A 25,421-nucleotide genomic window follows, 5' to 3' on the forward strand; every position below is an offset into this window, starting at 1 on the left:
CAGTTAGGCCCACACTTGGGAATTCCCAGGAGAGAATATGACTCTTGAAAATGTCGGGTAAATAAATCTAAAAAATTTTGCTTTGCTGTTCTTTTTTGTTCATATGTCACCGAGTTGCTATGGGGGTTATGGTGTATGAAATGACCTGATATGTGTTGACAAAAATTTTGATATGATCGTGTATGAATAATGTGGCAATGCCAAAATTCATCAACCTCATCGGAAGGAACACCTAACAACGAATTCTTCTGAGTATTGATACTACAAAGATACATATATTTGCGATAAAGCAATTCAATATCGTCTACTCGTTCAGATAATTCAGGATGGTCATTTAGAAACCGTTCTCTAATCACAGTTAAATCGTACTTCATTACTCTGTCTAATATCAAATTTCCTGCTTTCTTTGATACTTCCATTTGCTCTGTATTCAAACCAACAACTTTTGAGATCATGATTGTGGGATAATGAAAATTAGGTTTAACTTTTCTTAATGCTAGATTATTGAACATAACACCAGCAACCGAAAAAAAACTGATTTTCCAGGCTAATCTGTAACAATATATTAAGACGAGCGGCTAAAAAACCTGATTTTCCAGGAAAAACTTGTGCTACAATTGGCGAAACCCTTACCCACCTTAAGCTCTATGACGATTGCAGAAGTTTTACAGTTTGTAGATCAGTTAGTGGAGAAGCAAACAGGAAAACACTTGAATGACTTAGAAAAAACGGTGGTTCAAGGGTTGTGGAAGGGGCAAACTTACAGCCAAATCGCTAGTGAATTTGGCTATGATGAAAACTATATAGGGGATGTGAGTCGTCAAATATTTAAACAGCTATCGGATGAGTTAAATGAAGATGTTAAAAAGTCTAATTTTTGTTGGACAATTGAGAGGGTTATAAATTCTCAGTTTGTAGGCTTAGTCAACAGTCCTATTAATTGGTGTACGCCTCATAATCAAACCAATACCAATCCATCGATCGCCCATGAAGAAGAACCCAACAACCAAACCGGGTATTCAGATTTAACCCTGGCCCCCAAAATTACCCAGTTCTACGATCGCACCCTGGAACTGCAAACCCTATCTGATTGGATCCTGGTTAAAAATACTCGCCTTATCTCCGTTGTTGGATTGCCGGGAATCGGGAAAACCACTCTAGTGAAGCGGTTTGTAGACCTTAATCTGCAACAGTTTGATGCAGTGATTTGGAAAAGTATCAAGATTGAACCCAGTTTAAATACCCTAATTACCGAGTTTTTAACAAAGGTTGCTCATGCTGACTTAAGGTTTAGCGAAATAAACCTTCTGGAGTTATTCAAAGCTTTGAAAACCTGTAAAACCTTGCTCATCCTTGATGACATCCAAGAGTTATTTAAACCCGGAAAGTTAGCCGGACAGTATCAAAGCCGCTTTCAAGAGTACAAAACCCTATTTCAGCGGCTAGGTGAAATTGAACATAACAGTCATTTAATTTTAATCACTCAGGAGCAATGTCAAGAAATGGTTGGGTTAACTGGGGAATTAGATCCGGTGCAGATTTTAAAATTACCAGGATTAACCCAGACCAGTATTTTGAGCGATCGCAGTCTAAAAGATCCGTCAAGTTGGTCCCAGTTGATCCAGCGGTATGAAGGGCACCCGGTTTATCTCCAAGAAGTCGCCGATTTAATTAAAACCATGTTTTCTGGTAAAGTTTCAGACTTTTTAGCGGAAGAAGGCATAATTTTAACCGCCAACATGAAATCCCAACTCGGGGATATCTTTAACCGATTGTCTCCTCTGGAAAAACAGATTATGGTCAAGTTAAGTCAGTCTCCGAACCCAATGTCAAAAAATCAGTTAAAGGAAGAGTTAGACCTATCTTCAATGGATTTAATCAATGGGTTAGAATCTTTAAGCCGACGCAACTTATTGAAAACAGTTGAAGCCGAGAGTGTTTTGTTTGAGGGGTGGGGTTTGATGCAAGAATATATTAGAAGTCTAAGCAGAAATTAACTAAACTCTGTTCAAACAATTAACCCCAAACTAATGACCAATGACCAATGACCAAAAACATGATAAAATTAAAATGATCGCCTAGCAGAGAGTATGGGTTATGAATATCTCCCTGACCCCCACACAACAGGAATTTATTCGCGCTACCGTCAACCGTGGCAGATACGCTTCGGAGGGTGAAGTGGTGGCAGCGGCATTGCAGTTGCTGGAGGACCGAGAAAAGCGCTATCAGGAAAAGTTAGCGGAATTACAGGAAAAAATTACTGTAGGCATTGAATCCCTGGATCGCGGTGAAGGGATTGATGGGGAAACCGCCCTTCGAGAGCTGCGGGAAAAGATTATCAGTCGGTCTCAAGAGCAATGAGTGTTTATATTCTATCCGAGGCAGCGTTCCAAGATATCACAGACATTGCCACTTACCTGGAACAGCTTAGTCCGGCTGCGGCTGTTCGTTTGATTGATAAGATCATTGAACAATGTCAAAGGCTGGCCGATTTTCCGAATATGGGACGCCGATGGGACCAAATCAGTCCGCCTCTGCGGAGTTTTCCGGTGGAAGATTATCTGATTTTCTATCGGGGGATTGCTGACGGAATTGAGGTAGTGCGGGTGGTGAGTGGATATCGAGATTTGAGGACTATTTTTGAGTGGCTGGATGAGGATTAGGGAGCAGTCCTTTGACGGCACTCATCCATAATAAATAAAGGAGAGTGATACCCTCCATCCGTCAACCGCCTAAATTCCTGAAAGGCTCTTGAACCTTGGGATGTAGAATCGAAGAGTCCCCGTTTTCACTTGGAAGTCCCACTGGGGTCCCCAGGAAACTTTAAAAAACTTAACGAAAATTCTCATCGATTCAGTCTAACCTAACCCTTTAGAGGTTATTTTTTATGGCCTCTTGCAAAGGCGATAGGCCCGCTGTTTTATTAAAGTTGGAAAGTTAAGGAAGCGAATGAGTAGCAATTTAGCAACAAAGCTGCGTGAAGGCACGAAAAAGTCTCACAGCATGGCAGAAAATGTGGGTTTTGTCAAGTGCTTTTTAAAAGGAACCGTTGAAAAAAGCTCTTATCGGACTCTGGTGCGGAATCTCTATTTCGTCTATTCGGCGATGGAAGAGGAAATGGAACGGCATCGCAATCACCCGATTCTGTCTCAGATTTACTTTCCTGAACTGAACCGCAAGGCGAGTTTAGAGCAAGATTTAACTTTCTACTATGGCAGCAACTGGCGGGAGCAGGTGGCTCCTTCTGAGGCGGCTCAAGCCTATATTCAGCGGATCCGGGAAGTGTCGGAAACGTCACCAGAATTGTTGGTGGCTCATTCCTACACCCGTTATTTGGGCGATTTGTCCGGGGGTCAAATTCTCAAGGGAATTGCTCAACGGGCGATGAATTTAGAGGGCGATGGCACGGCTTTCTATGAGTTTGAGCAGATTTCTGATGAGAAGGCGTTCAAAACTCAGTATCGTGAAGCGATGAATAATTTGCCGATTGATGATGCCGATGCCGATCGCATTGTGGATGAAGCGAATCATGCCTTTGGGTTGAACATGAATATGTTTAAGGAACTCGAAGGCAGCTTGATTAAGGCGATCGGACAAATGGTGTTTAATGCCTTGACTCGTCGTCGCAATCGTGGCAACACCGAACTGGCAACGGCTGAATAATCTCTGAAAAAGTTAACGGAGCGATCGCCGATTGGCGCTAGGCTGTAGGGTCCAGTGTCAATGGGCGATCGCTCCGGTTTATTGAGGAGATTTAGGAACAAGCTTGAATATCGATGCCACATTCATCAACCAGATAACACAGGGCCCGAAACCGCAGTCCCATCAGTTCATCGTAGAAGGGATTGAGTTTGCATAAGGGGGTAATGTGGAGGAGGGTGCGTCCCCTAAATTTCAGGTCCCTGGCAAAGGGACATTGGGCTGGAATGAGCTTGTAAAGTTGTTTCGCCACCTGGGGATCGCGAATTTCAATCTGATCGAGCCATTGGCGCAGAGGTTGCAGGAAAGGGAGAGAACGTTGAGTCATGATAGTATCTCATCGGGGTGCGATCGCAATTCGCTTGCCCCTGTAAATGGGTCCTATTTCCACCATAGACGGCTTAACACAAAGTTTTGTAAAGGAAGTGACAAAAGTCCCCCGGTCCTTGTAAAGGTTTTGTAAAACCTCAAGAGCCAGTTTACGACTCCCCAGAACCAGACTTCAGGGCGATCGCCGCTTCAATTTCGCCCAATTCATCCAGAATTTGTCCTAATTTTTCCCGGAGTAGGCGGGATTGGGTACTGTCAACCTTGCCGGTTTCTAACAGTTTGAGGGCGGTTGCATAGGCACGACTTGCTTCTAGGAGTTTCCCCGCATCCTGGAAGGTATCCCCTAAAATTTGATAGGTTTGGGTGAGCGTTGGATTGAGTTTTAGTGAGTGTTGACAGAGGGTCAGCGCTCGGTGTAATTGTCCTTGGTGATAGGCAATTTCGGCTTGTTGGGTGAGGATTTCAGCCGTTGGCGGAACGGATGGACTGTTCAATCCACAGAGGTGATTTAACCAGTCAATCCAGGCAGTGGCACGCACTTCCCAAGTGCAGAAATGATGGATATAATCCACCTGTTTTTGCAGTTGGGATTCGGCATTAATATCTTGCAAATCTGCGATCGCCTGCACCGTGGTTTCAACAAACCGATTCCCATAATTTTGCCAATCGCTTCTTAAGGAAAATTGCCAATCTCTGACAGAAGAAAATCCCTGTACATCCTCCACTGAAACTAAGGGACAAAAACCCGCTGCTGTTTCTGTGAGTGCTGCTAAATTGCTGGTTACCACCCGACATCCACTTGCCATTGCTTCCATGACGGCAATACAAGAGGTTTCTTTAAAGGTATTGGGATAGGTTAATAGAGAAACCGATCGCAATTGTTGAGCCAGTTCCGGTTGAGAAACTGACCCCAAATATTCGACGCCTTCCATGTCCCGACAGCGTTGATAGAGGGAACCATAGACGGATTCATCGATATCTTCCCGCAGTTGATAGACTTTTTTGCTCGAGAAAACTTTGAGAAGGGTTCCGGGGACAGCTTGGCGAATTTTGGGGAAAATTGATAAGAGTAAATCTAATCCTCGGAAGGGAGTGCTGGTGTAGGCGAGAATGGGGGGATGAGATTTATGGGCGAGGATAGAAGTATTGGGGGAAAAGAGGTTTTGAAAAGCGGGGGCGATCGCATTTCTGAGAATTGCACTGCGATCGGAATTTATATTAAAAGTTACTTCAAATTGATGTTGCTGCCACTCACTGACAAAGGCAAATCCATCATAACTATCCCGTTCCTCTGGATTTTCTAACGGCTTCATCGCGTTGAGAGTGGGAAGCTGTTGAGTCCATAAAATTAACCGAATTTTATCCCCGAAGAATTGCCGGAGGGGGATACCTTTGCCTGCCACATTTAAGATAATCGCCACATCCAGCGATCGGCACACTGTCTCAGGAATAGTATTTAAAGGCAACGCAAAACACTGTACCCCTCGGGATATTCCAGGCTTAGAAGTTTGATTAAATACAAACACATCATGACCCTGTTGCGCCAATTGTTCCGCTAAATAACATAAGGCAGATTGGGAACCTCCCATTGGCATCTGATAGGCACTTTCTACCCGGTAATCCCAATCGGAAGGGTCTATAAATGCAATTTTCATATCAAGTTTACAGCGGGAGAAACGATTGGAAACAGGCGCGGAACCCAGGGGTGATCTGAGCCACCATCCCTTAGACATCGACAACCATTGATAATATCACCCGGGGCGGGATCAGTCATCCGGATGGGAAAAAATGTGCGATGGGGACAGGAACAGGGTAAATTTGACAATGGAGTTTATTTTAACTGTCGTTCTGTCCCAGAAGGGGCAAACCTAGGAGTGGATCTGATGAGTACAGCAAATGCCATGAAACGCGAAGTCGGCAAGGCAGCCGCGCAACGAGTGAAATCTGGTTCCATTGTGGGATTAGGGACGGGTTCTACCACTGCTTATACCATTGAGTTCCTCGGGGAACGGCTGAAAAATGGGGATTTAAAAGATATTAAAGGGATTCCGACTTCGTTTCAAGCATCAGTGCTGGCGAAACAGTTTGGGATTCCTTTAACGACGTTGGATGAAGTCGATCGCATTGATATTGCTATTGATGGTGCTGATGAAGTTGATCCTCATAAAAACCTAATTAAAGGCGGCGGTGCAGCACATACTCGGGAGAAAATTGTTGATTGTCTCGCCGATGTATTTATTGTGGTGGTAGACAGTTCTAAATTAGTGGATAAATTGGGTTCTACCTTTTTGTTACCTGTCGAAGTATTGCCGATGGCAATGACGCCGGTGATGGCAGCGATTAAAAAGTTAGGAGGAGTCCCAGAATTGCGGATGGGGGTTAAAAAAGCCGGACCCGTAATTACGGACCAAGGAAATTTTGTGATTGATGTCAAATTTGAGAGTATTGACAATCCAGCAGAATTAGAAAAGACGCTGAACAATATTCCTGGCGTGTTGGAAAATGGGTTATTTGTTGGGGTAACAGATGTGGTTTTAGTCGGTGAAGTGGTAGACGGTAAAACCGTGATTCGGGAACTGTAAAAGGGGACGGTAAAAGGGGCGATCGCCTATTCGGGTTAAGCCATTTTACAGCCATTGAATCATTGACAACCCGGGAGTGGGAGCGTCTTGCTCCCTTGCTATAATTAGAATTAGGGAGCGAGATGCTCCCACTCCAAATCGGGGCTTTGATGATGAATTCAGATGAAATGCAATCTAAATTATTAAATTACAGTTCAAATTTATGACTATGCAATATCGACGCTTTGGACGAACTGAATTGCAAATGCCGGTATTTTCCTGCGGGGGCATGAGATATCAGTATAAGTGGCAGGATGTGCCGCAATCGACGATTCCTACGAATAATCAAGAGAATGTAGAAGCGATTATCCGACGTTCTCTGGAAGTGGGAATTAATCATATTGAAACAGCTAGGGGATACGGCACTTCAGAAATCCAACTGGGTGAAATTCTCCCCAAATTACCCCGAGAAAAGCTGATTGTTCAAACTAAAGTTGGACCGACAGAAAACCCCGAGGAATTTCGAGCCACTTTGGAACAATCCCTGTCTAATTTAAAGTTAGAGTATGTGGATTTATTGGGAATTCATGGAATTAATACCCCAGAATTGTTAGACTACACCATTCGTCCCGGGGGATGTTTGGATGTAGTCAAAGAGTTTCAAGCGCAAGGCAGAGTCCGGTTTGTTGGGTTTTCCACTCATGCACCAACGGAAGTGATTATCAAATCCATCGAAACCAATCGGTTTGATTATGTCAACCTCCATTGGTATTATATTAATCAGGTAAATTGGCCTGCAATTGAAGCAGCAACCCAACAGGATATGGGAGTATTTATTATTAGTCCCTCTAATAAGGGGGGCAACCTTTACAGTCCTCCGCAAAGATTAGTGGAACTCTGTGAACCCTTGACTCCCATTGTCTTTAATGACCTCTTTTGTTTGTCTCATCCTCAAATTCATACTTTGAGTATTGGCGCATCAAGACCCACGGATTTTGAGGAACATTTGAAAACTTTAGACTTGTTAGAAGACGCCGAGGAACTGTTACCACCGATTATTGAGCGGTTAGAACAAGCGGCGATCGCCCGCTTTGGAGAAGATTGGGTTAGAAGCTGGCATATTGGCCTACCTACCCCAGAAGAAACCCCCAATTCGATTAACATTTACCAAATTTTATGGCTGAGAAACCTGGCGATCGCTTATGATCTGGTCGAGTACGCTAAAATGCGCTATAATTTGCTTGGAAATGGCAACCATTGGTTCCCGGGAGAAAAAGCCGAAGCCGTCCAAACCTTAGACTTTAGCCAATGTCTGGCGCGGAGTCCTCACGCGGATAAAATTCCTGGACTTTTAGCCGATGCTCATCAGTTACTCGCCGGGGAAAGTGTTAAACGCCTCTCCCAACAATAATGGCTTTAAATGATGACAGCAAGCCGGATATGTTTTGTCGGTGACTCCTTTATAAACGGAACCGGAGACCCAGAATATTTAGGCTGGACCGGCAGAATTGTTGCAGCAGCTTGTCAAGCTGGAGAAGAGATTACCTATTATAATTTGGGGGTTCGACGAGATACCTCAGCGGATATTTTAAGGCGGTGGCTGCCTGAAGTTTCCCATCGCTTACCCCCAGATTGTAATGGAAAAGTCCTATTTTCCTTTGGTGCAAACGATATTACCCTGGAAAAAGGAAAAACTCGCATAGACTTTCCGGACTCCCTGAACAATGCATGGCAGATCCTTGAACAGGCGAAATTGTTGTTCCCAGTGCTAATGGTGAGTTCTCCTCCCCTTGGCAACTCCGAAGACAATTTAAGACTGGCTGCTTTATCCAATCAATTTGAGCAAATTTGCTGCCATCTGTCCATTCCCTATTTAGATGTCTTCACACCCCTTCAAAACTCTCCCATTTGGACTCGTGAAGTAGCGGCTACTGATGGAGCACATCCTCAATCTGCCGGATATGCAGAATTAGCAGATTTGGTAAAAAATTGGGTAGGCTGGACCTCTTGGATTAACTCAAGGAAAACATGAAAACCTTAAAACTTTCCATCCCCAAACCGAAAACCCAAATTTCTCTAACCCTCTTAAGTTTTCTACTCCTATTTCCCGGACTGAATAGCTGTACAATGGGGGGAAATAATACCGTTACGACCATCCCGGAAGCAGAAAAAGATCTACCCGAACAGCGATTTTTAGAATTTCCGGGATGGCTCGGATTTGGGACTAAAGTTCAACAAGAGGGGGTCAGTAAGTTTCCTTTTTCTCCAACCAGTGGAGAGGCACAAATTGCCATGTTTTCTGAACAATGGTCGCTAGTTGATCCAGGAACCCCAGTAGTGGCGATCGCGCCGGGAATTCGCGAAGAAGTAACCTTGCGGCGTTGGCAAAATGAACCCTACGGTTGTAACAACAGTCCGACCCCGATGGCGACCTTTAATGCCTCTCAAACCATCCCAGAAGGAGCCGTTTGGGTGTTACCACCCTCTCAAAAAGATGCTGCTAAGGCTCTAACGGTGGAAACCCTACCTATTGAGCGAATTCCGGAGGGCGTCCTGCGTAGAGATCCGCCAGACCCCGAGCAAATCCGAGCCTGGGAAGCCGGAGGAACCATCATTGTATTAGAGCAAACCACCGAGACTACCGCAATGTTAACGGTTGCTGACAATGCCGGAACCCATCTTTACGCCAACCCGGTGGAACTTTTGGTGATGCCAGGACCCATAGGGGAACGGATTGATTTTTCTCGACGCTTTCAACCGGGAATTCCTCAACCCATTGGTGCATTCCAATTCCAAAATAATGCCGTTCCTCTGTTGGTGTTGTGGCGTTCCAGCTTGGAGGGTCATAGCTTTGAGGCACTGATTCCTAGAGGCGATCGCCTAGAGTCAATTGATGTCGGTTCCGTCTACTATTGCGCCTCCTAAACCAACCGGCAACTACAAGTTTAACCCTCCCCAAGACACAGGGGAGGGCTTTTTCGTCTTTACCCCGTCTTGCTAACCCCCTCCCTGAGTGGGGTTTACCCCATCCCTCATTCCCCCCCTAGGGGATGTTACCCTAGAGGGAATCGGAAACATGAACCCGATAGCGGAATCCTAACTCGAATATTGAGGAGTCAAACGTGGTTGCAAGTCCCGAACAACAACAAGCAACAACCCAAGTCAGCAACGGCAGTCATTCCCACGGCGATCGCGTCGCTGTGTTATTGATGGGGTATGGAGAAGTCGAAAGTTACGACGACTTTGCCAACTATAATGAACAAGCGCTGAATCTGCTCACCGCGAAGTTCGCACCTGTTCCAAGCTGGATCTACCCCCCTCTGGCAAAATTACTCGCTATCTTTGATTTCCATGAGTGGAGTCATCAGCATGGCAAATTCATCTCCCCTCACAATGCCATTTTTGAGAAACAACGGGAGGGAATCGAGCATGAACTGCAACATCAGTGGGGCGATCGCATTAAAGTCTTCAAAGCATTTAACTTTTGTGCGCCGCACCTTCCCGAGCAAGTTCTCACCGAAATTAAAGCCGAAGGATTTGATAAACTACTAATTTATCCCCTGTTAGTGGTTGATTCTATCTTTACCAGCGGGATTGCCGTAGAACAAGTCAATTTAGCCCTCGAAAAGCTCAAGGATGGCAATGGCGAGCATTGGGTTAAGGATATGCGATATATCCCTTCTTTTTATAACCAACCCGCCTATATCAATTTGATGGCACAAATGGTCGAACAAACCATTGCTGCTGAACTCAATGGAGAACATCTTGCCTCACAAATTGGCATTGTGCTAATGAATCATGGTTGCCCTCACAAGGCAAAAGGCTTTACGTCAGGAATTACGGAAAGTCAGGCTTTGTATGATGCTGTCCGGGATAAGCTGATTGAGCGCTACCCCTTGATTTCTGTGGGTTGGCTGAATCACCAAACTCCGTTGATTGAATGGACTCAACCCAACGCCACTCTCGCCGCCGAGAACTTGATTCAACTCGGAGCAAAAGCCGTTGTGTTTATGCCGATCGGGTTTGCAACGGAAAATCATGAAACCCTGCTGGATGTGCATCATATTATTCATGATTTAGAGAAGCGTCACTCCGATGTGAGTTATATTCAAATGCCCTGTGTTAACGAACAGCCGGAGTTTTTGAAAATGGTGGCCGAATGGGCAAATCCGCTGATTGAAGACTTACTCAGCGATCGCGCTGCTGTAGCCGGAACCCCCTTAGTGGCAGTTCCTCACACCCCTCACCATCACCACCATCACTAAAAATCTATCGGAAGGTAGAAAACTGATCACACATTTCGGGTGATCCCTCTGGAGAGGGAAATTACAGATCAATCAACCGACCCATTTGCCCGAAAACTAAAGGTTTCATCCGGGGAAGTTAGAAAACAGATACCCCTTTAATTTCTGTGGTAAACTGCTCGAACATCCCCGGATGAAACAATTCATCACAACCGAGCGTCATCCTGAGACACCCTGGACTGGAGGCTTGGGATGAGCCACCAGAGAATCCCTTGAGTAGAGGGATCATTCAGGAAAATGCTGTCATCGAGTGGATGTTAGATTAGAAAACTGACACAATTGATTAAAATTGAGTCGTTTATAGGGGCTTTCTCTCGGGAGAAAGCCCCTTGCCATCGTCTAGGGCTAACATTTTGTTAGGGTGAGGGAGACTCAGGAAACATTGAAAGTCAGAACTAGAATAAAAATGGAGAATTTGGAAAATAACAAGCCATCCATTTTTTTACCCATTAGTCCTTGCGATCGCCAGCGGGGATCACAAGTATGATAGGCGCTCTAGCGATCCCCACAACTGGGAAACCGGCACTCTGGCGATCGCCTTTGAGATTCCCAGTGATAACGATCGCACAACTGAAGGCGATCGGATCACCCAACTTGGTGGAGAATTCGTTGAGCATGAACGTCAGTATTCCTCACGGTGTTGAGGAGGAGTCATTTATGGATTATACGTGGAAACCTTTTCTGTGGTTAGCAGGCACAATCGCCCTGCAAGTCGTCACCCTGAGCCTTGCCGCCCTCATGTTAGTCGCATTTTCATCCCCTTAAACTCAAGGGCGATCGCACATTTTCCCGGTCTCCCCCCGGCCTAATTCCCTTGTCGTTTCTAGCATCCAAAACATCCATTCCGAGCAGCATTTCCCACAGCTAAATAGGACCAAATGCCCTCCCCAGTCTGCACCATCCGCCTCTAATCCGACCCCAAACTAATCGTCGGTGAAGGAGCATGAGGGCTAACAGACGCCAGATCCCTCGATTTGGCAGGCATTAAACCCTCCCCCTAGGCGATCGCCCAGAGGGAGGGTTTTAATTGAAAGCGCAACAGGGATCAAGGCAGTACGACCGGACAAACGTTAAACTAGAAGCGGGACCTAATTTCGAGGGATAAATCGCCGAGGGTTCATTATTTAGGACCTCAGCATCGACAACTTCAAACAGGCACAGGTGAAGCGATTGAATATGAAAGGTTTTTTGAAACAGTGGATCGAGGGACAACGGGGAGTCAGTCAACCGAGTTCACTCAACCGTCAAAGCATGACAAGAGAAGGCAACCGTGCCAACAGTACAGGGCCTGTCGCTAAAAAAGTATCTCTCCCCGTCAAACTAGCCAGCACCCTAGGGGCAATGCTGGCATCGGGAATACTCACTCAAGGGGTACTGCTGACGACTCCGGCGATCGCCCAAACCGAAGCCAGTTCCCTGAGTTATAGCGAATTATTGCGGAAAATTGAGGCGGGAGAAGTCCAACGGGTGGCAGTGGATCCGGCACAAGGATTTGCCCGCGTTAAGTTACTCCAGGGCGATCAGGAATATACCGTTCCCCTGTTCGATCGCCACCCTGAATTATTTGAAAAAATTAGATTACAAAACGAGGAAGCCGAGACGATCCAACTGGACGTTCAGCCCACCTCAGACCCCTCGGCTGCCGTTGGCATGGCTGCCAATCTTCTGTTAATTCTCCTCTTACTGGGGGGATTGATGATGATTGTGCGGCGATCGGCGCAAGCGGGAAATCAAGCCATGAGTTTTGGCAAATCCAAAGCTAGATTCCAAATGGAAGCTAAAACCGGCGTCATGTTTGATGATGTTGCCGGGATTGAAGAAGCCAAAGAAGAACTGCAAGAAGTCGTCACCTTTCTGAAAAAACCCGAACGATTTACGGCGATCGGGGCCAAAATTCCTAAAGGCGTCTTATTAATTGGACCCCCCGGAACTGGCAAAACCTTACTCGCCAAGGCGATCGCCGGAGAAGCAGGCGTCCCCTTCTTCAGTATCTCCGGGTCAGAATTCGTCGAAATGTTTGTCGGCGTCGGGGCCTCCCGCGTGCGGGACCTGTTCAAAAAAGCCAAAGAAAACTCCCCCTGCATCGTCTTCATCGATGAAATTGATGCCGTGGGCCGTCAGCGTGGCGCAGGCATTGGCGGTGGCAACGATGAGCGAGAACAAACCCTCAACCAACTCCTCACCGAAATGGATGGATTTGAGGGCAACTCTGGAATTATTATTATTGCGGCCACCAACCGACCCGACGTCCTGGACCAAGCCTTACTCCGTCCCGGACGATTTGACCGACAGGTGATGGTCGATTTGCCGAGTTACAATGGCCGCCTCGGGATTTTACAAGTCCATGCAAGGAATAAGAAGCTGGCCCCAGAAGTTTCTATCGAGGCGATCGCCCGTCGCACCCCGGGGTTTTCTGGGGCCGACTTAGCTAACCTGCTCAACGAAGCCGCCATCCTAACCGCAAGGCGACGGAAAGAAGAAATAGGCCCCCTAGAAATCGACGACGCCATCGATCGCATTACCATCGGACTACAACTAACTCCCCTACTGGATAGTAAGAAAAAGCGCCTGATTGCCTACCACGAAATCGGTCATGCCCTGCTAATGACCCTTTTGGAAAATTCCGACCCCTTAAACAAAGTCACCATCATTCCCCGTTCTGGCGGCATTGGCGGCTTCGCGCAACAAAGTTTCAACGAAGAAATGATTGATAGTGGTCTCTACACCCGGGCTTGGTTAATCGACCGAATTACCATTACTCTAGGGGGGAGAGCCGCTGAACAAGAAGTGTTTGGGGATACGGAAATCACCATTGGAGCCAGTAACGATATCCGCGTTGTCGCCGATTTAGCCCGAGAAATGGTCACCCGCTACGGAATGTCTGCCCTAGGTCCTCTAGCCTTAGAAACCCAGAATGCCGAAGTCTTTTTAGGTCGGGACCTCGGCAGCAAAGCCGACTATTCCGAAGAAGTTGCCTCTAAAGTGGACCGGCAGGTTCGAGAAATCGCCTTTGACTGCTATGAAAAAGCCCGAGTCATCCTCCGTCAGCATCGATCGCTACTTGATCGCCTCGTCGATATGCTGTTAGAGCAAGAAACCATCGAAGGGGAAGATTTTCGCACCCTCGTCAGCCAATCGGTTGAACTCCCAGAAAAACAACTGGTGAGTAAAAAAGGTTAACCCTCAAAAAAATAGCCCACCTCACCAGGCGGGCTTGATCCGAATCAGCTTCCACCCGAAACGGGTGCGGAGCTTTTTTTTTAACGTTGCATAGAAACACTGCGGGATGAGCCATACATGGCGCGCAAAATCAATGCCGGGTCATACCAGTCATTGGCATATCGCAGACCCCAGTGAAGATGGGGACCCGTACTACGTCCGGACATCCCCACTCGACCGATGCGGACCCCAGCCGGAACCTGTTGACGGTCAAAAATTTGTAAGCCCCCGGTGCGATCGATCAGGTAACGACGCCCCCCCGACTGCTCAACCGCTCCTTGCATATGGCAATAGATATGTTCCCAGTCCCCAGATGTGATGACCAAACCAATGCCACAGCGATCGTCATCGATCACCTGAGACACCGTACCCGCCCACCAATTGCGGACATAACTGCCCATCGGTGCCGCAATATCTAAACCCGAGTGAAATTCACTGCTGTACCCCCCAGTCGGGGACTGACGATAGCCAAACGGCGAGGTATAAGCCTGAAAATTTTCCACAGGAAAGGAAGCCCCTTGCCAATAATTCGCCGTTGCCGTCTGTGGCGTACCCGGTCCCTGAGATTGAGCGATCTGGGGTTGCAATCCCAAAACCAGCATCACTACTAAACCTAGTCCGACAAATAACAGCCGTCGTAAAGTACGGGTTAAGTTTTTGTGCATCCATCCGGGGATAGCATTTCGCATCATCTCTTCAATTCCTCAACCGCAGATTAACATTTTGAACATTAAGCCGACAAATCTTTTCCCGATAGGGCCATGAAATTATCGTGTTCCTCCTTTTGAGGGAGGACTAATCCACCGCGCCGAGGCAATGGTCCCTATAAGGACCTCTTGCTGTCCGTAAAATGTTGCACCCCAGTCATTCAGCAGGACCTACCCCAAAGCTTCTATCGAAATTTTTTCTCGACGTGGATTGTAACCTAAGTTGTACCCATGTCACTCATTCACACCGCGAATCCATAAATCGGTTTAATTTTGGGGCTACCCTGAATCAATCTCATGTCATCAGAGGACACCGGGTCCTGAGTTCTTAAACTTTTGTTAAAATCGCTGAAAAGATAAATTCATGACCCCAGTGCCTCAACTATGTTAACTGAAATTTTTCCTTTTCAATTTGCGATCGATACCACCGCCCTAGCTGGAACTTCATTATGGTCCCTGGCCCTCTATCTGGGCCTTTCCAGCCTCAGTGAATGGGTAATGGAACAACTCAATCGCTGGTTTAACTTTGCCGATCGCGCCCTCTACACCTCAGAAAAAGAGTTCGAGCGCTCAAAACAGGCTAGAGAGTCCCAAAATGCCCTCTATGCCTCAGTCTTGAGTATTATCCCCTTTTTAGCGATGGGCGGACTCTGCAATTGGGGCGTGCAATTCACCCTCGGCAGCAGTTGGGCAATTTCTGTGGGAATTATCGCCTGTATTATTTGTGGCGTCTATGAATTGGGCCGTCGAGATGGGATGTCGTAACCGGGGGCGATCGCCTTGGGTCCTCAACAATCCAGTTGGGGAAACCATCAAATTCAGATTTCCTAAGCACTTTCGGAATTAATGCTCTCTAAGTTTTGGCTAGAGAAAGGCGATCGTCATGGCTAAAATTAAGTTGGTAAACCTCCATACATTGACCCCTGACCGCTAACTCCCGGTCTTAGCGGTCATTCCCCTAACTTTCCGTAATCTCAGCAACTTTAGAGCCAAATTTTATTTTCAAGGGCATGATTTCCCCTGGATTTTTCCCTTTTCTAATCTTTTCTTCAAATAATCACCAGTTTGCATCTTAAAAAAAAGATAAGGGCCAGACAATGCCTGGTCCTTTCTGATAAAGTGAATCTTTAATTGGGAGTCACAATGGATTCCAGAACTTGCTCAAATTCCGCAATTGAACCGATAGACATTCCCTGCTTCAGCAGTTGCTTTAAAGTCTCATAATCAGAAATTTGATTAATTCGGTCAATCATCTCGGCTGGGAGTGGGTTAAACCGCTCGTTCAAGACTTCCAAAACCATATTACGAGAGTTTTGGAAACCTTGTTGGATACCCGTTTCCATTGCGCGACGTTCGATATTGCTCAGAATTGGCATTTTTCGTTCCTCCTGATAGTTTTTGAGTTTGGTGTCAAAACTTTGTTGCAGGCTTTCGGGTAGGGTCATCATCCAGTCTAGTAATCGAAATAGCTTGATGATGTCATTTTCAGTATAACCTCGTTCATAGAGGTTCTGTAACAACTGCCATTTATACTGTTCCCGTTCTTCCGCTTTTCCAGTGCTGGCTTGGGTTTTCAAATGGGCCATGACTAAAAAGGCTAAGGGATTGAGGCTGGTTTTAAGGGTCTCCCACTGGCTTTCGTAGTCCAGGAGTTTGGCGATGGGAAATTCAAAGCGGATAGAACTGCCGCCGAGTTCATAGCTGTAGGAGTTGGGCCGCCATGACGGGCGATCGTCTCCTAGGATGGCAAGGCTAATCACTTTTTTATGGATGTCAAAGGACCGATAATGGTAGATGTACATCCGTTCGGGAAATTGGCTTTCTTCTTGACTCTGGACTTCAATATGAATCAAGATATAGGCTTCTTCTCCATTTTTTTGCCAGACTTTGAAGAGTTTATCCCCTTCTCTTTCTCCACTGGTGGCGGTGGGGGTAATTTGTTGGAGTTCTTTGTCCAGGGATTCGTATCCTCGGCTCCAATCGATGAGACTATGAACTTTGAAGAAAAAGAAGGCCATGAAGGGTTCGAGATAGTCTTCTAAGGCTTCTTTCCAAGGTTGGTCATAGTTGGCGTTAGGGGTATCCACCCTGATTCCTCCTGATGTTCTTGAAGCGTATGTTTCTTGATTATACAATAAAATTAAAAAAAATATCAAGGATGCTTTGTTGTATTTTGTAAAATTTTGTAGATAGTTTTAAGTCTGGGTTTTGGGATAAAAAATAGGGGACAATTTGAAAATTGCCCCGGCAGATTTTGAGTTAATTAAATTGGGCGTTGATTTCTTCTATGATGATTTGAGCGATGTGATGGGCGGCACCGGGTTGTCCTCGGACTGAATGTAATTTATCTCGGATGAGTTGTAATTTCTCGGGGTTTTCTAACCAATCTAAGGCGATCGCAGCGACTTGTTGGGGTTGCAATTTTCCAACCAGTTCAGGGACAATTTCAGTTTTTGCCCACATATTCGGCCATGCAAAGAGTTTGCCTTGACGCAAAACTAGGCGGTTAATGAGTTTAGCAAAGATGGTGCCGAATACGGGTAGGTTGGCGAGGATTCCGGGTAATCCATCCCAAGCTCGCATGGCGTCTAGTTGTTGGGTGGGTAAAAGCACGATCATGGGGATGCCGAGGGAACCGAGTTCGGCGGTATTGGCACCAACGGTTGTGAGGCAGAGGGTACATTGGGAGAGGAGGTCATAAGCAGGCGATCGCTTCCAAAGTTGCACTCTCAATCCACTAGGGGTTTCCAAATAGGCTATATCATTGGTCTCTTCTTGTTTTAACTCTCCAGCAGTACCCTTGACTAATTCCAGGACGGGATTGAGTAGCGGATTGGCAAATTCAGCTAGGGTTTTTATCTCTAAGGTTGGCGCAACAGGAATCACAAATTGGGTTTGGGGTCGCACTTGATGGATACATTCAGCGATCGCCAGACACAAAGGAACTCCCTGCATCAGTTTCGCCGGTTTCGACCCCGGTAGCAATCCAATGAGTTCCGCTGCCTCAACCCATTCTCCTCTTTCCTCGTCTTCGTTTCCCAAATCCCCCACAACATCCGCAATTATATCCCCGACAATAGTAAATTTATGGGCATACTTCTCGAAATCCTGGGGTTGCACTTGACTATTCATCACGGCAAAACGGTTAATCCACCGTTTCCATCGCGCTTCCCGTTCGGCATAGATGACAGTCCGATACCCCAAACGTTTGCCGAGGATCAGGGTAAAAAATTGGTCACCGCCTAGGAAGAGGACGACCCCTTTTTCTCGCCAGTCCCAATTCTCAGCAGTTTTTCCTCGAAGTAGAAAGGGCCAAAAATGTTGTGCTTCCTGCACACGATCAATTTCTGGATAGGACCGGGCGATCGCCCCTTCTTTTCCGGTAGCATGGGGACAAGGGGACAGAATCAAGGAAATCCGCACGTCTGCTTTGCGATCGCCTAGCTGTTGTGCCAAAGCGCGAACCACGGGACGCACCCAGGTGGCTAATTCTCCGGGACCATTTGACAAAATTACAATATCGATCGCTGTCATGATTACGATTTAAAGTTTAAAGTTTAGGGTTTAGATTCTCGATAGAATATCAGACGTTGTGGGTAGTTAATCACCTTATAATCACAGAGGAGATCAGGGATGACTGAGTTAATCGAGGCGATTAAAACCGGAGAAAAATCTCAGGTAGAGGCATTACTCCAGGGAAATGCTGACGTCAATGGAAAAGATGCTGATGGATTAACAGCTTTAACCGCTGCGGCGGAGAGTGGCAATCTGGAACTGGTCCAATTCTTACTCGATGCTGGTGCAGAGGCTAAAAATGCCGATAATGATGGGTGGACGGCGTTAATGAGTGCGGCAGGTGCGGGTAAATTAGAGGTTGTGGAGGCGTTAATTGCTGCGGGTGCCGATATCAATGCCCAAAGTGAGTTTGGGGTGAGCGCTTTAATTACGGCAGCGGCCAATGGACATGGCGAGGTGGTACAATGTTTAATCGATCGCGGTGCAGATATTCGAGCCAAGGACCGCAATAACTGGACAGCGTTGGTTTGGGCCGCAGAAGAAGGCCATCCCAAGATTGTAGACTTGATTAAACAAGCGCGCGATCGCACTTAAACAGGAGTTTTTCCTCTACAAAAACCGGATGGCGATCGCCATCCGGTTTCCAATCGGCACAAACAATACTGATCCCTAATACCCCTTTAACTCATCAAGAATCGTCCTGTTGTAAACGTTTGTGTAACTTCTATATTCGTCACCCCCTCGACAATCCCCACTAAATCACCCGGATTACGGAAAATGTTAAAATTACCATTGGAGACCTGGAAAGTATATTCCCCTGGATTTCCCCCTAACTGAATCTGATCCTTACCCGGTTCAAAGTTGCGAATCACCGCATAATCTTCATTTCCATTCCCGATATAGAACGGTTGAATTGTGGAATTAGCAAAGCTAATTCCTGTCCCCAGGACAAAGGTATCAGCACCAGAACTGCCGTTCAAGCGATCGATCTGACCCGTTCCCTGATTCGTGATCACCACATCTTGGTTGGCCGAATCCGCCACCACCGTTAGTCCAACTCCCACCAGACTCGTGTTCAGACCAAATCCGGTAATTTCATCGCTGCCACTGGACCCGGTAAACACCCCAATTCGGCCTTCATTCTGTCCAAATTGTTGATAATGGGCTAATCCAGAGGCGTAAATACCGGCTTCCACTGCCGCTGCGACATCCCGGTTAACGGCTAAATAAACGCTATCGTTGAAACCCGGAACTTCGGTGATTAATGACCCTTCTCCACCGGATAAGATAAAAGTGCCATCATCAAAAATATTTCTAATTTGTAGATTGGATATTCCTTCTACAATCCCGAGTAAATCACCCCCCGCAGTAGAGATTATGAAATTTCCATTGGCGGCATCAAATCGATACTCCCTGGGTTCCCCCGCCAGCAGAATTAAATCTTGGTCTAGCTGAAAGTTTTTAATCAGGCCGTAGTCGAGATTTCCCTGTCCTACATACAATTTTTGAGGGGTAGGTTTTAAAGGAGTAATCCCGAATCCGAGATTAACAATATCGACTCCCGATCCTCCAATTAAAGTGTCGATTTCTCCCCCGCCTAAACTGGTGGGAATTCCATCAAGTCCACCAATTCCCAATGGGATAATATTAGAAAGTCCTACGCCGAGAAGGCCCGTAGCTTGTCCAAAGGCATTAATCGTATCACTCCCACCCGTGCCGAGGAAAACTCCGGCCCGATTGGGTTCAAATTGTCCAAAACTTTGATAATGGGCTAATCCTGAACTCAGTATCCCCGACTCTACAGCGGTTCTGACATCAGCATTGATCGCTAAATAAGCGGATTCGTTAAACCCAGCAGGAGTCTGGGAAGCGCTGGGTCCCCCGGGGCGTCCTTCGGCATTTCCCAGGGCTAGAAAGTGTTGCAATCCCGAGGCTAAAAGTCCACTACTTACGGCCCCGGCTACATCGGGATTCAGGGATAAATAAGTGTTTTCGTTCCAAACTGGGGAAATCCTGAACCGTCCTTCAGCTTCTCCTAATTGAATGAAATGTTGCAATCCAGAGATTAGCGTTCCATTGGCGACAGCGGTTCCTACATCCGGATTGTTCCCTAAATAAGTTGCTTCGTCATAAAATGGAGAAACTTTGACTCTTCCTTCCCCCAACCCAAATATTTGGAAGTGGCTGAGACCGGAGGTAAAAATTCCGGCATTAACCGCTTGTTGAATATCGGGATAATTTGCTAAATAAAAACTTTCGTTGTAAACTGCAAAACTCATTGTCATTTCCTCACACCAGAAAATTTTAACCCGTCACTTGTTGACGGATATGGTGCGTATTCTACCTTAATAATTGAGTTTCGGATCCAAAGATAGTTTATTCTTTTAAAAAGATTAAAAAAGACCAGGATTACCGAGGAGCCTTGTCTAACCCCTTAATCGATTTAATCCGAGTTATCCGATGATTGGTGGCCGTTGAAGTGTTGGCTTTTTGACCTCACTTACAGCGGATGCCTGGGGCTGCGGACTCGGTTCTGTTCCGGCAACTCCATCGTACACTTCTCTTTAATCTGTTACACAACTGTAATAATTAATCACTAATCTGTTAATTCAATTAGGGAACTCTCTAAATTTTTGAAGGTTATGAACTTCTGTAACCCACATGGTAAAGTAAATACCTGCTAATAAAGTTAACAAAACTACACAATTGGCAATCAGTTCTTATCGAATTGTGTCGGATCCGGGCCAAAAGCCCCCAGAGAGACGCATTTTTTGGTAAAAACTCTTACAGTTGCCACTGTTGCGTTGGACTCGCTAGACCCTAAATTCGACGCGACAAACCTAACTGCTAAATTGCTGCAAGCGCATCTAAAAGGAGCCAAACTTCATGTTCACTCACGTCAAGCCCACCATTCGACACATTGCCCCGGATGATATCAGAGGGCGTTCTTTACTGAAGGTGGTCTATGTCGTGCTAGAAGCCCAGTATCAGAGTGCTTTATCGTCTGCGGTTCGCTCAATCAACGAAAATAACCAAAATTTAGCCATTGAAATCAGTGGTTACTTGATAGAAGAACTGCGTGACTCGAATAACTACGAGGCTTTTAAGCAGGATCTAGCCACGGCAAATGTTTTTATTGCTTCCCTAATTTTCATTGAAGATTTAGCCCAAAAAGTGACTGCCGCAGTCGAGCCCCACCGCGATCGCCTGGATGTCGCTGTGGTGTTTCCCTCCATGCCGGAGGTGATGCGTCTGAATAAAATGGGCAGTTTCTCGATGGCGCAATTGGGTCAATCCAAGAGTGCGATCGGGCAATTTATGAAGAAGCGCAAGGAAAAATCTGGTTCTTCCTTCCAAGATGGAATGCTCAAGTTGCTGCAAACCTTGCCCAAAGTCCTGAAATATCTACCGATGGACAAGGCCCAGGATGCCCGCAACTTCATGTTGAGTTTCCAATATTGGTTGGGGGGATCTTCGGAAAACCTGGAAAACTTCTTGCTGATGTTGGCGGATAAATACGTCTTCAAAGGTCAGCAAACGGTCAAATTTCAGGATCCAGTGGTTTATCTGGATATGGGGGTCTGGCATCCCTTGGCCCCGAAAATGTTTGAGGATGTTAAGGATTATCTGAACTGGTATAACAGCCGCGACGACATTTCCGATGACCTCAAAGACCCCTTAGCCCCCTGTATTGGCCTAGTGCTGCAACGCACCCACCTCGTGACTGGGGATGATGCCCATTATGTGGCAATGGTCCAGGAAATCGAAGCCTTGGGTGCACGCCCGATTCCGGTGTTTGCCGGAGGGTTGGACTTTTCTAAGCCAGTGGATGCCTATTTCTGGGATGTCGGCGCGAAAGGAGTCGAACCCCTGCCGTTGGTGGATACGGTGATTTCGTTGACTGGATTTGCTTTGGTGGGAGGTCCCGCCCGTCAAGACCATCCCAAGGCGATCGAGTCTCTGAAACGCTTAAATCGACCCTATATGGTGGCCTTGCCGTTGGTGTTCCAAACAACGGAAGAATGGCAGGATAGTGATTTGGGGTTACACCCGATTCAAGTGGCGCTACAGATTGCGATTCCTGAATTGGATGGGGCGATCGAACCGATTATTTTATCCGGACGAGATGGGGCTACCGGGAAGGCGATCGCCCTCCAGGACCGCATCGAAACGGTCACTCAGCGGGCGATTAAATGGGCGACCCTCCGCCGCAAGCCGAAACTGGATAAAAAACTGGCGATCACCATTTTTAGCTTCCCCCCAGATAAAGGCAACGTGGGAACTGCTGCCTATCTGGATGTGTTTGGCAGCATCTATGAAGTGATGAAAGCCCTCAAATGTAATGGGTATGATCTTCCGGAGTTGCCTGAGTCTGCTGAGGCGCTGATGCTGGAAGTTATCCACGATGCCCAAGCGCAGTACAATAGCCCAGAATTGAATGTCGCCTATCGGATGTCGGTGGAAGAGTATGAAAAACTGACCCCCTATTCGGAACGACTGCAAGAAAACTGGGGACCGCCTCCGGGACATCTCAATACCGACGGGCAAAATTTGTTGGTGTATGGCAAGTCATTTGGAAACGTCTTTATCGGGATTCAGCCGACGTTTGGCTATGAAGGAGACCCGATGCGGTTGCTATTCTCGCGATCGGCGAGTCCCCATCATGGATTTGCCGCTTATTACACCTATTTAGAGCAAATTTGGGGGGCCGATGCGGTACTCCACTTTGGCACTCACGGGTCCTTGGAATTTATGCCTGGGAAGCAGATGGGGATGTCTGGAGAATGCTATCCCGACAGCTTGATTGGCAAGATTCCGAATATTTACTATTACGCGGCTAATAATCCTTCGGAGGCGACTATTGCCAAACGTCGGTCTTATGCGGAAACCATTAGCTATTTGACGCCACCGGCAGAGAATGCGGGGTTATATAAGGGACTGCAAGAACTGAATGAGTTGATTGGGTCCTATCAAACCCTGAAAGAGAGTGGACGGGGAGTGGCGATCGTGAACACCATCATGGATAAATGCCGGTTGGTGAATTTGGATCAGGATATCAACTTACCCGACAAAGATGCGATCGAATTGACTGCCGAGGAACGGGATAATGTGGTGGGTCAAGTCTACCGCAAGCTGATGGAAATCGAATCGCGGTTGTTACCCTGTGGGTTGCACGTCATTGGGAAACCGCCTTCAGCAGAAGAGGCGATCGCCACCTTAGTCAACATCGCCTCCCTCGATCGCGATGAAGAAGGCGTCAAGAGTCTGCTGCGGATTATCGCCAACAGCATCGGACGAGACATCGACGAACTCTATGCCAACAACGATAAAGGCATCCTAGAAGACGTCGAACTGTTACAAGCGATTATCCAAGCCACTCGCGCCGCAGTCGCCGCCCTCGTCCAAGAACAAACCGATGCCGAAGGACGAGTCTCCCGAGTCTCCAAACTCAACTTCTTCAACATGGGCAAAAAAGCCCCCTGGGTCGAATCCCTGCACCAATCGGGATATCCCAACGTCAGTACAGAAGACCTCAAACCCCTGTTTGAGTACCTGGAATTCTGCTTGCAGCAAATCTGCGCCGACAACGAACTCGGGGCCTTATTGCGCGCCTTAGAAGGGGAATATGTCCTCCCCGGACCCGGTGGCGACCCCATCCGCAACCCGGATGTGCTCCCTACCGGCAAAAACATCCACGCCCTCGACCCCCAATCCATCCCCACTGCAGCAGCAGTTACTTCGGCCAAAATCGTCGTAGACCGCCTGTTAGACCGGCAACGGCGAGAAAATAACGGAGAATGGCCCGAAACCATCGCCTGTGTCCTCTGGGGAACCGACAACATCAAAACCTACGGGGAATCCCTCGCCCAAATCATGTGGATGGTGGGAGTCAAACCCGTTCCCGATGCATTAGGACGAGTCAACAAACTGGAACTGCTGTCCTTAGAAGAGTTAGGACGTCCCCGCATCGATGTGGTGATTAACTGTTCCGGCGTCTTCCGCGACTTGTTCATCAACCAAATGAACCTGTTAGACAAAGCGGTAAAAATGGCCGCAGAAGCCGACGAACCGTTAGAAATGAACTTCATCCGTAAACACGCGATGAAACAAGCCGAAGACATGGGAATCAACCTGCGCCAAGCCGCCACCCGCGTCTTTTCTAACGCTTCCGGTTCCTACGCCTCTAACGTCAACTTAGCGGTGGAGAATAGCACCTGGGAAAGCGAGAACGAGTTACAGGAAATGTATCTCACCCGTAAATCCTTTGCCTTCTCCTCGGATAATCCGGGAACAATGGAACAGGACCGTCAGATTTTTGAGTCTTCCTTGAAAACAGCGGATGTCACGTTCCAAAACTTGGATTCTTCGGAAATCAGTCTCACCGACGTTTCTCACTATTTCGATTCCGACCCGACCAAAGTCATCAGCACCTTACGCGGCGACGGCAAGAAACCGGCAGCATACATCGCCGACACCACCACCGCCAACGCCCAAGTGCGAACCCTCTCGGAAACCGTCCGCTTAGATACGCGCACCAAGATGCTCAATCCCAAGTGGTACGAGGGAATGCTCTCCCACGGCTACGAAGGCGTCCGCGAACTCTCGAAACGCCTCGTGAATACGATGGGATGGAGTGCGACAGCAGGTGCTGTGGATAACTGGGTGTACGAAGAAGCGAACGAAACCTTTATGAAGGATGAGGAGATGCAGAAACGCTTGCTCAACCTCAACCCCAACTCGTTCCGCAAGATGGTAACCACGTTGCTAGAAGCCAATGGTCGCGGGTACTGGGAAACCAGTGAGGAGAATTTAGACCGCCTGCGCGAGTTGTATCAAGAAGTGGAGGACCGGATTGAAGGGATAGAATAGAGTTAGTTTGAGTTAGGGTGGGGCAGGCCAGATGCCTGCCTCGCCTTCTAAGAATCTCGGTCGTCCTAAATATGTAATGATAATTATAAATTTCTAATAGAAACTAGACTGTTTTATAAAAAATAAGAGTAAAAATAATTAGGGTTTGCTGAAAAAGTTATAAAAAGCAGGGGGTGGCAAATGAACAAGAGGCTCCTCTGACTGTACCAATAAAC

Annotated in this window: 20 protein-coding genes; 14 read left to right on the top strand and 6 right to left on the bottom strand. The window is 47.0% G+C overall.

The window, feature by feature from the left end; translation table 11 throughout:
- The first annotated feature begins 608 nt into the window (after positions 1-608).
- From NG796_RS21430 to NG796_RS21445, 4 genes are all read left to right on the top strand, one after another.
- Complete coding sequence (locus NG796_RS21430; protein WP_261209134.1) at positions 609-1,997, top strand: NB-ARC domain-containing protein; 1,389 nt, start codon at positions 609-611, stop codon at positions 1,995-1,997.
- A gap of 100 nt (positions 1,998-2,097) precedes the next feature.
- Positions 2,098-2,361 (top strand): type II toxin-antitoxin system ParD family antitoxin, encoded by a 264-nt coding sequence (locus tag NG796_RS21435; protein ID WP_254568511.1) that lies wholly within the window; start codon positions 2,098-2,100, stop codon positions 2,359-2,361.
- Positions 2,358-2,663 (top strand): type II toxin-antitoxin system RelE/ParE family toxin, encoded by a 306-nt coding sequence (locus tag NG796_RS21440; protein ID WP_261209136.1) that lies wholly within the window; start codon positions 2,358-2,360, stop codon positions 2,661-2,663. The genes NG796_RS21435 and NG796_RS21440 overlap by 4 nt, the downstream gene beginning before the upstream one ends.
- Before the next feature lie 286 nt (positions 2,664-2,949).
- Positions 2,950-3,663, top strand: a complete 714-nt coding sequence (locus NG796_RS21445; protein WP_261209138.1) for a heme oxygenase (biliverdin-producing) — start codon at positions 2,950-2,952, stop codon at positions 3,661-3,663.
- Between the two features lie 91 nt (positions 3,664-3,754).
- On the opposite strand, the gene NG796_RS21450 is transcribed toward NG796_RS21445, so the two are convergent.
- Positions 3,755-4,027, bottom strand: coding sequence for a Mo-dependent nitrogenase C-terminal domain-containing protein (locus NG796_RS21450; RefSeq protein ID WP_261209139.1), 273 nt, complete (start codon positions 4,025-4,027; stop codon positions 3,755-3,757).
- Positions 4,028-4,178: 151 nt separating this feature from the next.
- A complete protein-coding gene (locus tag NG796_RS21455) occupies positions 4,179-5,684 on the bottom strand; it encodes a glycosyltransferase family 4 protein (RefSeq protein ID WP_261209140.1) in 1,506 nt (501 codons plus the stop codon).
- A gap of 228 nt (positions 5,685-5,912) precedes the next feature.
- Between NG796_RS21455 and rpiA the strand changes: the two genes are divergently transcribed.
- The 7 genes from rpiA to ftsH all read left to right on the top strand — a co-directional run bounded on the left by rpiA (position 5,913) and on the right by ftsH (position 14,074).
- A complete protein-coding gene (rpiA, locus tag NG796_RS21460; protein ID WP_261209157.1) occupies positions 5,913-6,611 on the top strand; it encodes a ribose-5-phosphate isomerase RpiA in 699 nt (232 codons plus the stop codon).
- 208 nt (positions 6,612-6,819) lie between these two features.
- Positions 6,820-8,001: an aldo/keto reductase gene (locus tag NG796_RS21465; RefSeq protein WP_261209158.1), complete on the top strand. Its 1,182-nt coding sequence runs from the start codon at positions 6,820-6,822 to the stop codon at positions 7,999-8,001.
- A 9-nt stretch (positions 8,002-8,010) separates the two neighbouring features.
- Positions 8,011-8,622, top strand: a complete 612-nt coding sequence (locus NG796_RS21470) for a GDSL-type esterase/lipase family protein (protein WP_261209141.1) — start codon at positions 8,011-8,013, stop codon at positions 8,620-8,622.
- A complete protein-coding gene (locus tag NG796_RS21475; protein ID WP_261209142.1) occupies positions 8,619-9,515 on the top strand; it encodes a hypothetical protein in 897 nt (298 codons plus the stop codon). The genes NG796_RS21470 and NG796_RS21475 overlap by 4 nt, the downstream gene beginning before the upstream one ends.
- Before the next feature lie 197 nt (positions 9,516-9,712).
- On the top strand, positions 9,713-10,855 hold the full coding sequence (locus NG796_RS21480) for a ferrochelatase (RefSeq protein WP_261209143.1): 1,143 nt from the start codon (positions 9,713-9,715) through the stop codon (positions 10,853-10,855).
- 522 nt (positions 10,856-11,377) lie between these two features.
- Entirely contained in the window at positions 11,378-11,659 is a 282-nt protein-coding gene (locus NG796_RS21485) for a hypothetical protein (protein WP_261209144.1), read from the top strand.
- A gap of 411 nt (positions 11,660-12,070) precedes the next feature.
- On the top strand, positions 12,071-14,074 hold the full coding sequence (gene ftsH / locus NG796_RS21490) for an ATP-dependent zinc metalloprotease FtsH (protein WP_411268822.1): 2,004 nt from the start codon (positions 12,071-12,073) through the stop codon (positions 14,072-14,074).
- An 80-nt stretch (positions 14,075-14,154) separates the two neighbouring features.
- On the opposite strand, the gene NG796_RS21495 is transcribed toward ftsH, so the two are convergent.
- Positions 14,155-14,805: a M23 family metallopeptidase gene (locus NG796_RS21495; RefSeq protein WP_261209145.1), complete on the bottom strand. Its 651-nt coding sequence runs from the start codon at positions 14,803-14,805 to the stop codon at positions 14,155-14,157.
- A 399-nt stretch (positions 14,806-15,204) separates the two neighbouring features.
- On the opposite strand from NG796_RS21495, the gene NG796_RS21500 reads away from it, so the two are divergent.
- Positions 15,205-15,585, top strand: coding sequence for a hypothetical protein (locus NG796_RS21500; RefSeq protein WP_261209146.1), 381 nt, complete (start codon positions 15,205-15,207; stop codon positions 15,583-15,585).
- 362 nt (positions 15,586-15,947) lie between these two features.
- Here the strand turns inward: NG796_RS21500 and NG796_RS21505 are convergent, their stop codons facing one another.
- The gene (locus NG796_RS21505; protein ID WP_261209147.1) at positions 15,948-16,907 is read right to left on the bottom strand and encodes a transposase; all 960 of its coding nucleotides are present in this window, start codon (positions 16,905-16,907) and stop codon (positions 15,948-15,950) included.
- A gap of 172 nt (positions 16,908-17,079) precedes the next feature.
- Positions 17,080-18,354 carry a lipid-A-disaccharide synthase gene (locus tag NG796_RS21510; RefSeq protein WP_261209148.1) on the bottom strand — a complete coding sequence of 425 codons (1,275 nt, stop codon included), beginning with the start codon at positions 18,352-18,354 and terminating at the stop codon, positions 17,080-17,082.
- A gap of 99 nt (positions 18,355-18,453) precedes the next feature.
- Here NG796_RS21510 and NG796_RS21515 point away from each other — a divergent pair, with 99 nt between their 5' ends.
- A complete protein-coding gene (locus tag NG796_RS21515) occupies positions 18,454-18,930 on the top strand; it encodes an ankyrin repeat domain-containing protein (RefSeq protein ID WP_261209149.1) in 477 nt (158 codons plus the stop codon).
- An 86-nt stretch (positions 18,931-19,016) separates the two neighbouring features.
- Here NG796_RS21515 and NG796_RS21520 read toward each other — a convergent pair whose 3' ends face one another.
- Complete coding sequence (locus tag NG796_RS21520) at positions 19,017-20,615, bottom strand: hypothetical protein (RefSeq protein ID WP_261209150.1); 1,599 nt, start codon at positions 20,613-20,615, stop codon at positions 19,017-19,019.
- A 607-nt stretch (positions 20,616-21,222) separates the two neighbouring features.
- Here NG796_RS21520 and NG796_RS21525 point away from each other — a divergent pair.
- Positions 21,223-25,206 carry a magnesium chelatase subunit H gene (locus tag NG796_RS21525; protein WP_261209151.1) on the top strand — a complete coding sequence of 1,328 codons (3,984 nt, stop codon included), beginning with the start codon at positions 21,223-21,225 and terminating at the stop codon, positions 25,204-25,206.
- Positions 25,207-25,421: the final 215 nt, after the last annotated feature.

The sequence above is a fragment of the Laspinema sp. D2d genome, assembly GCF_025370755.1.
Lineage (GTDB): Bacteria > Cyanobacteriota > Cyanobacteriia > Cyanobacteriales > Laspinemataceae > Laspinema.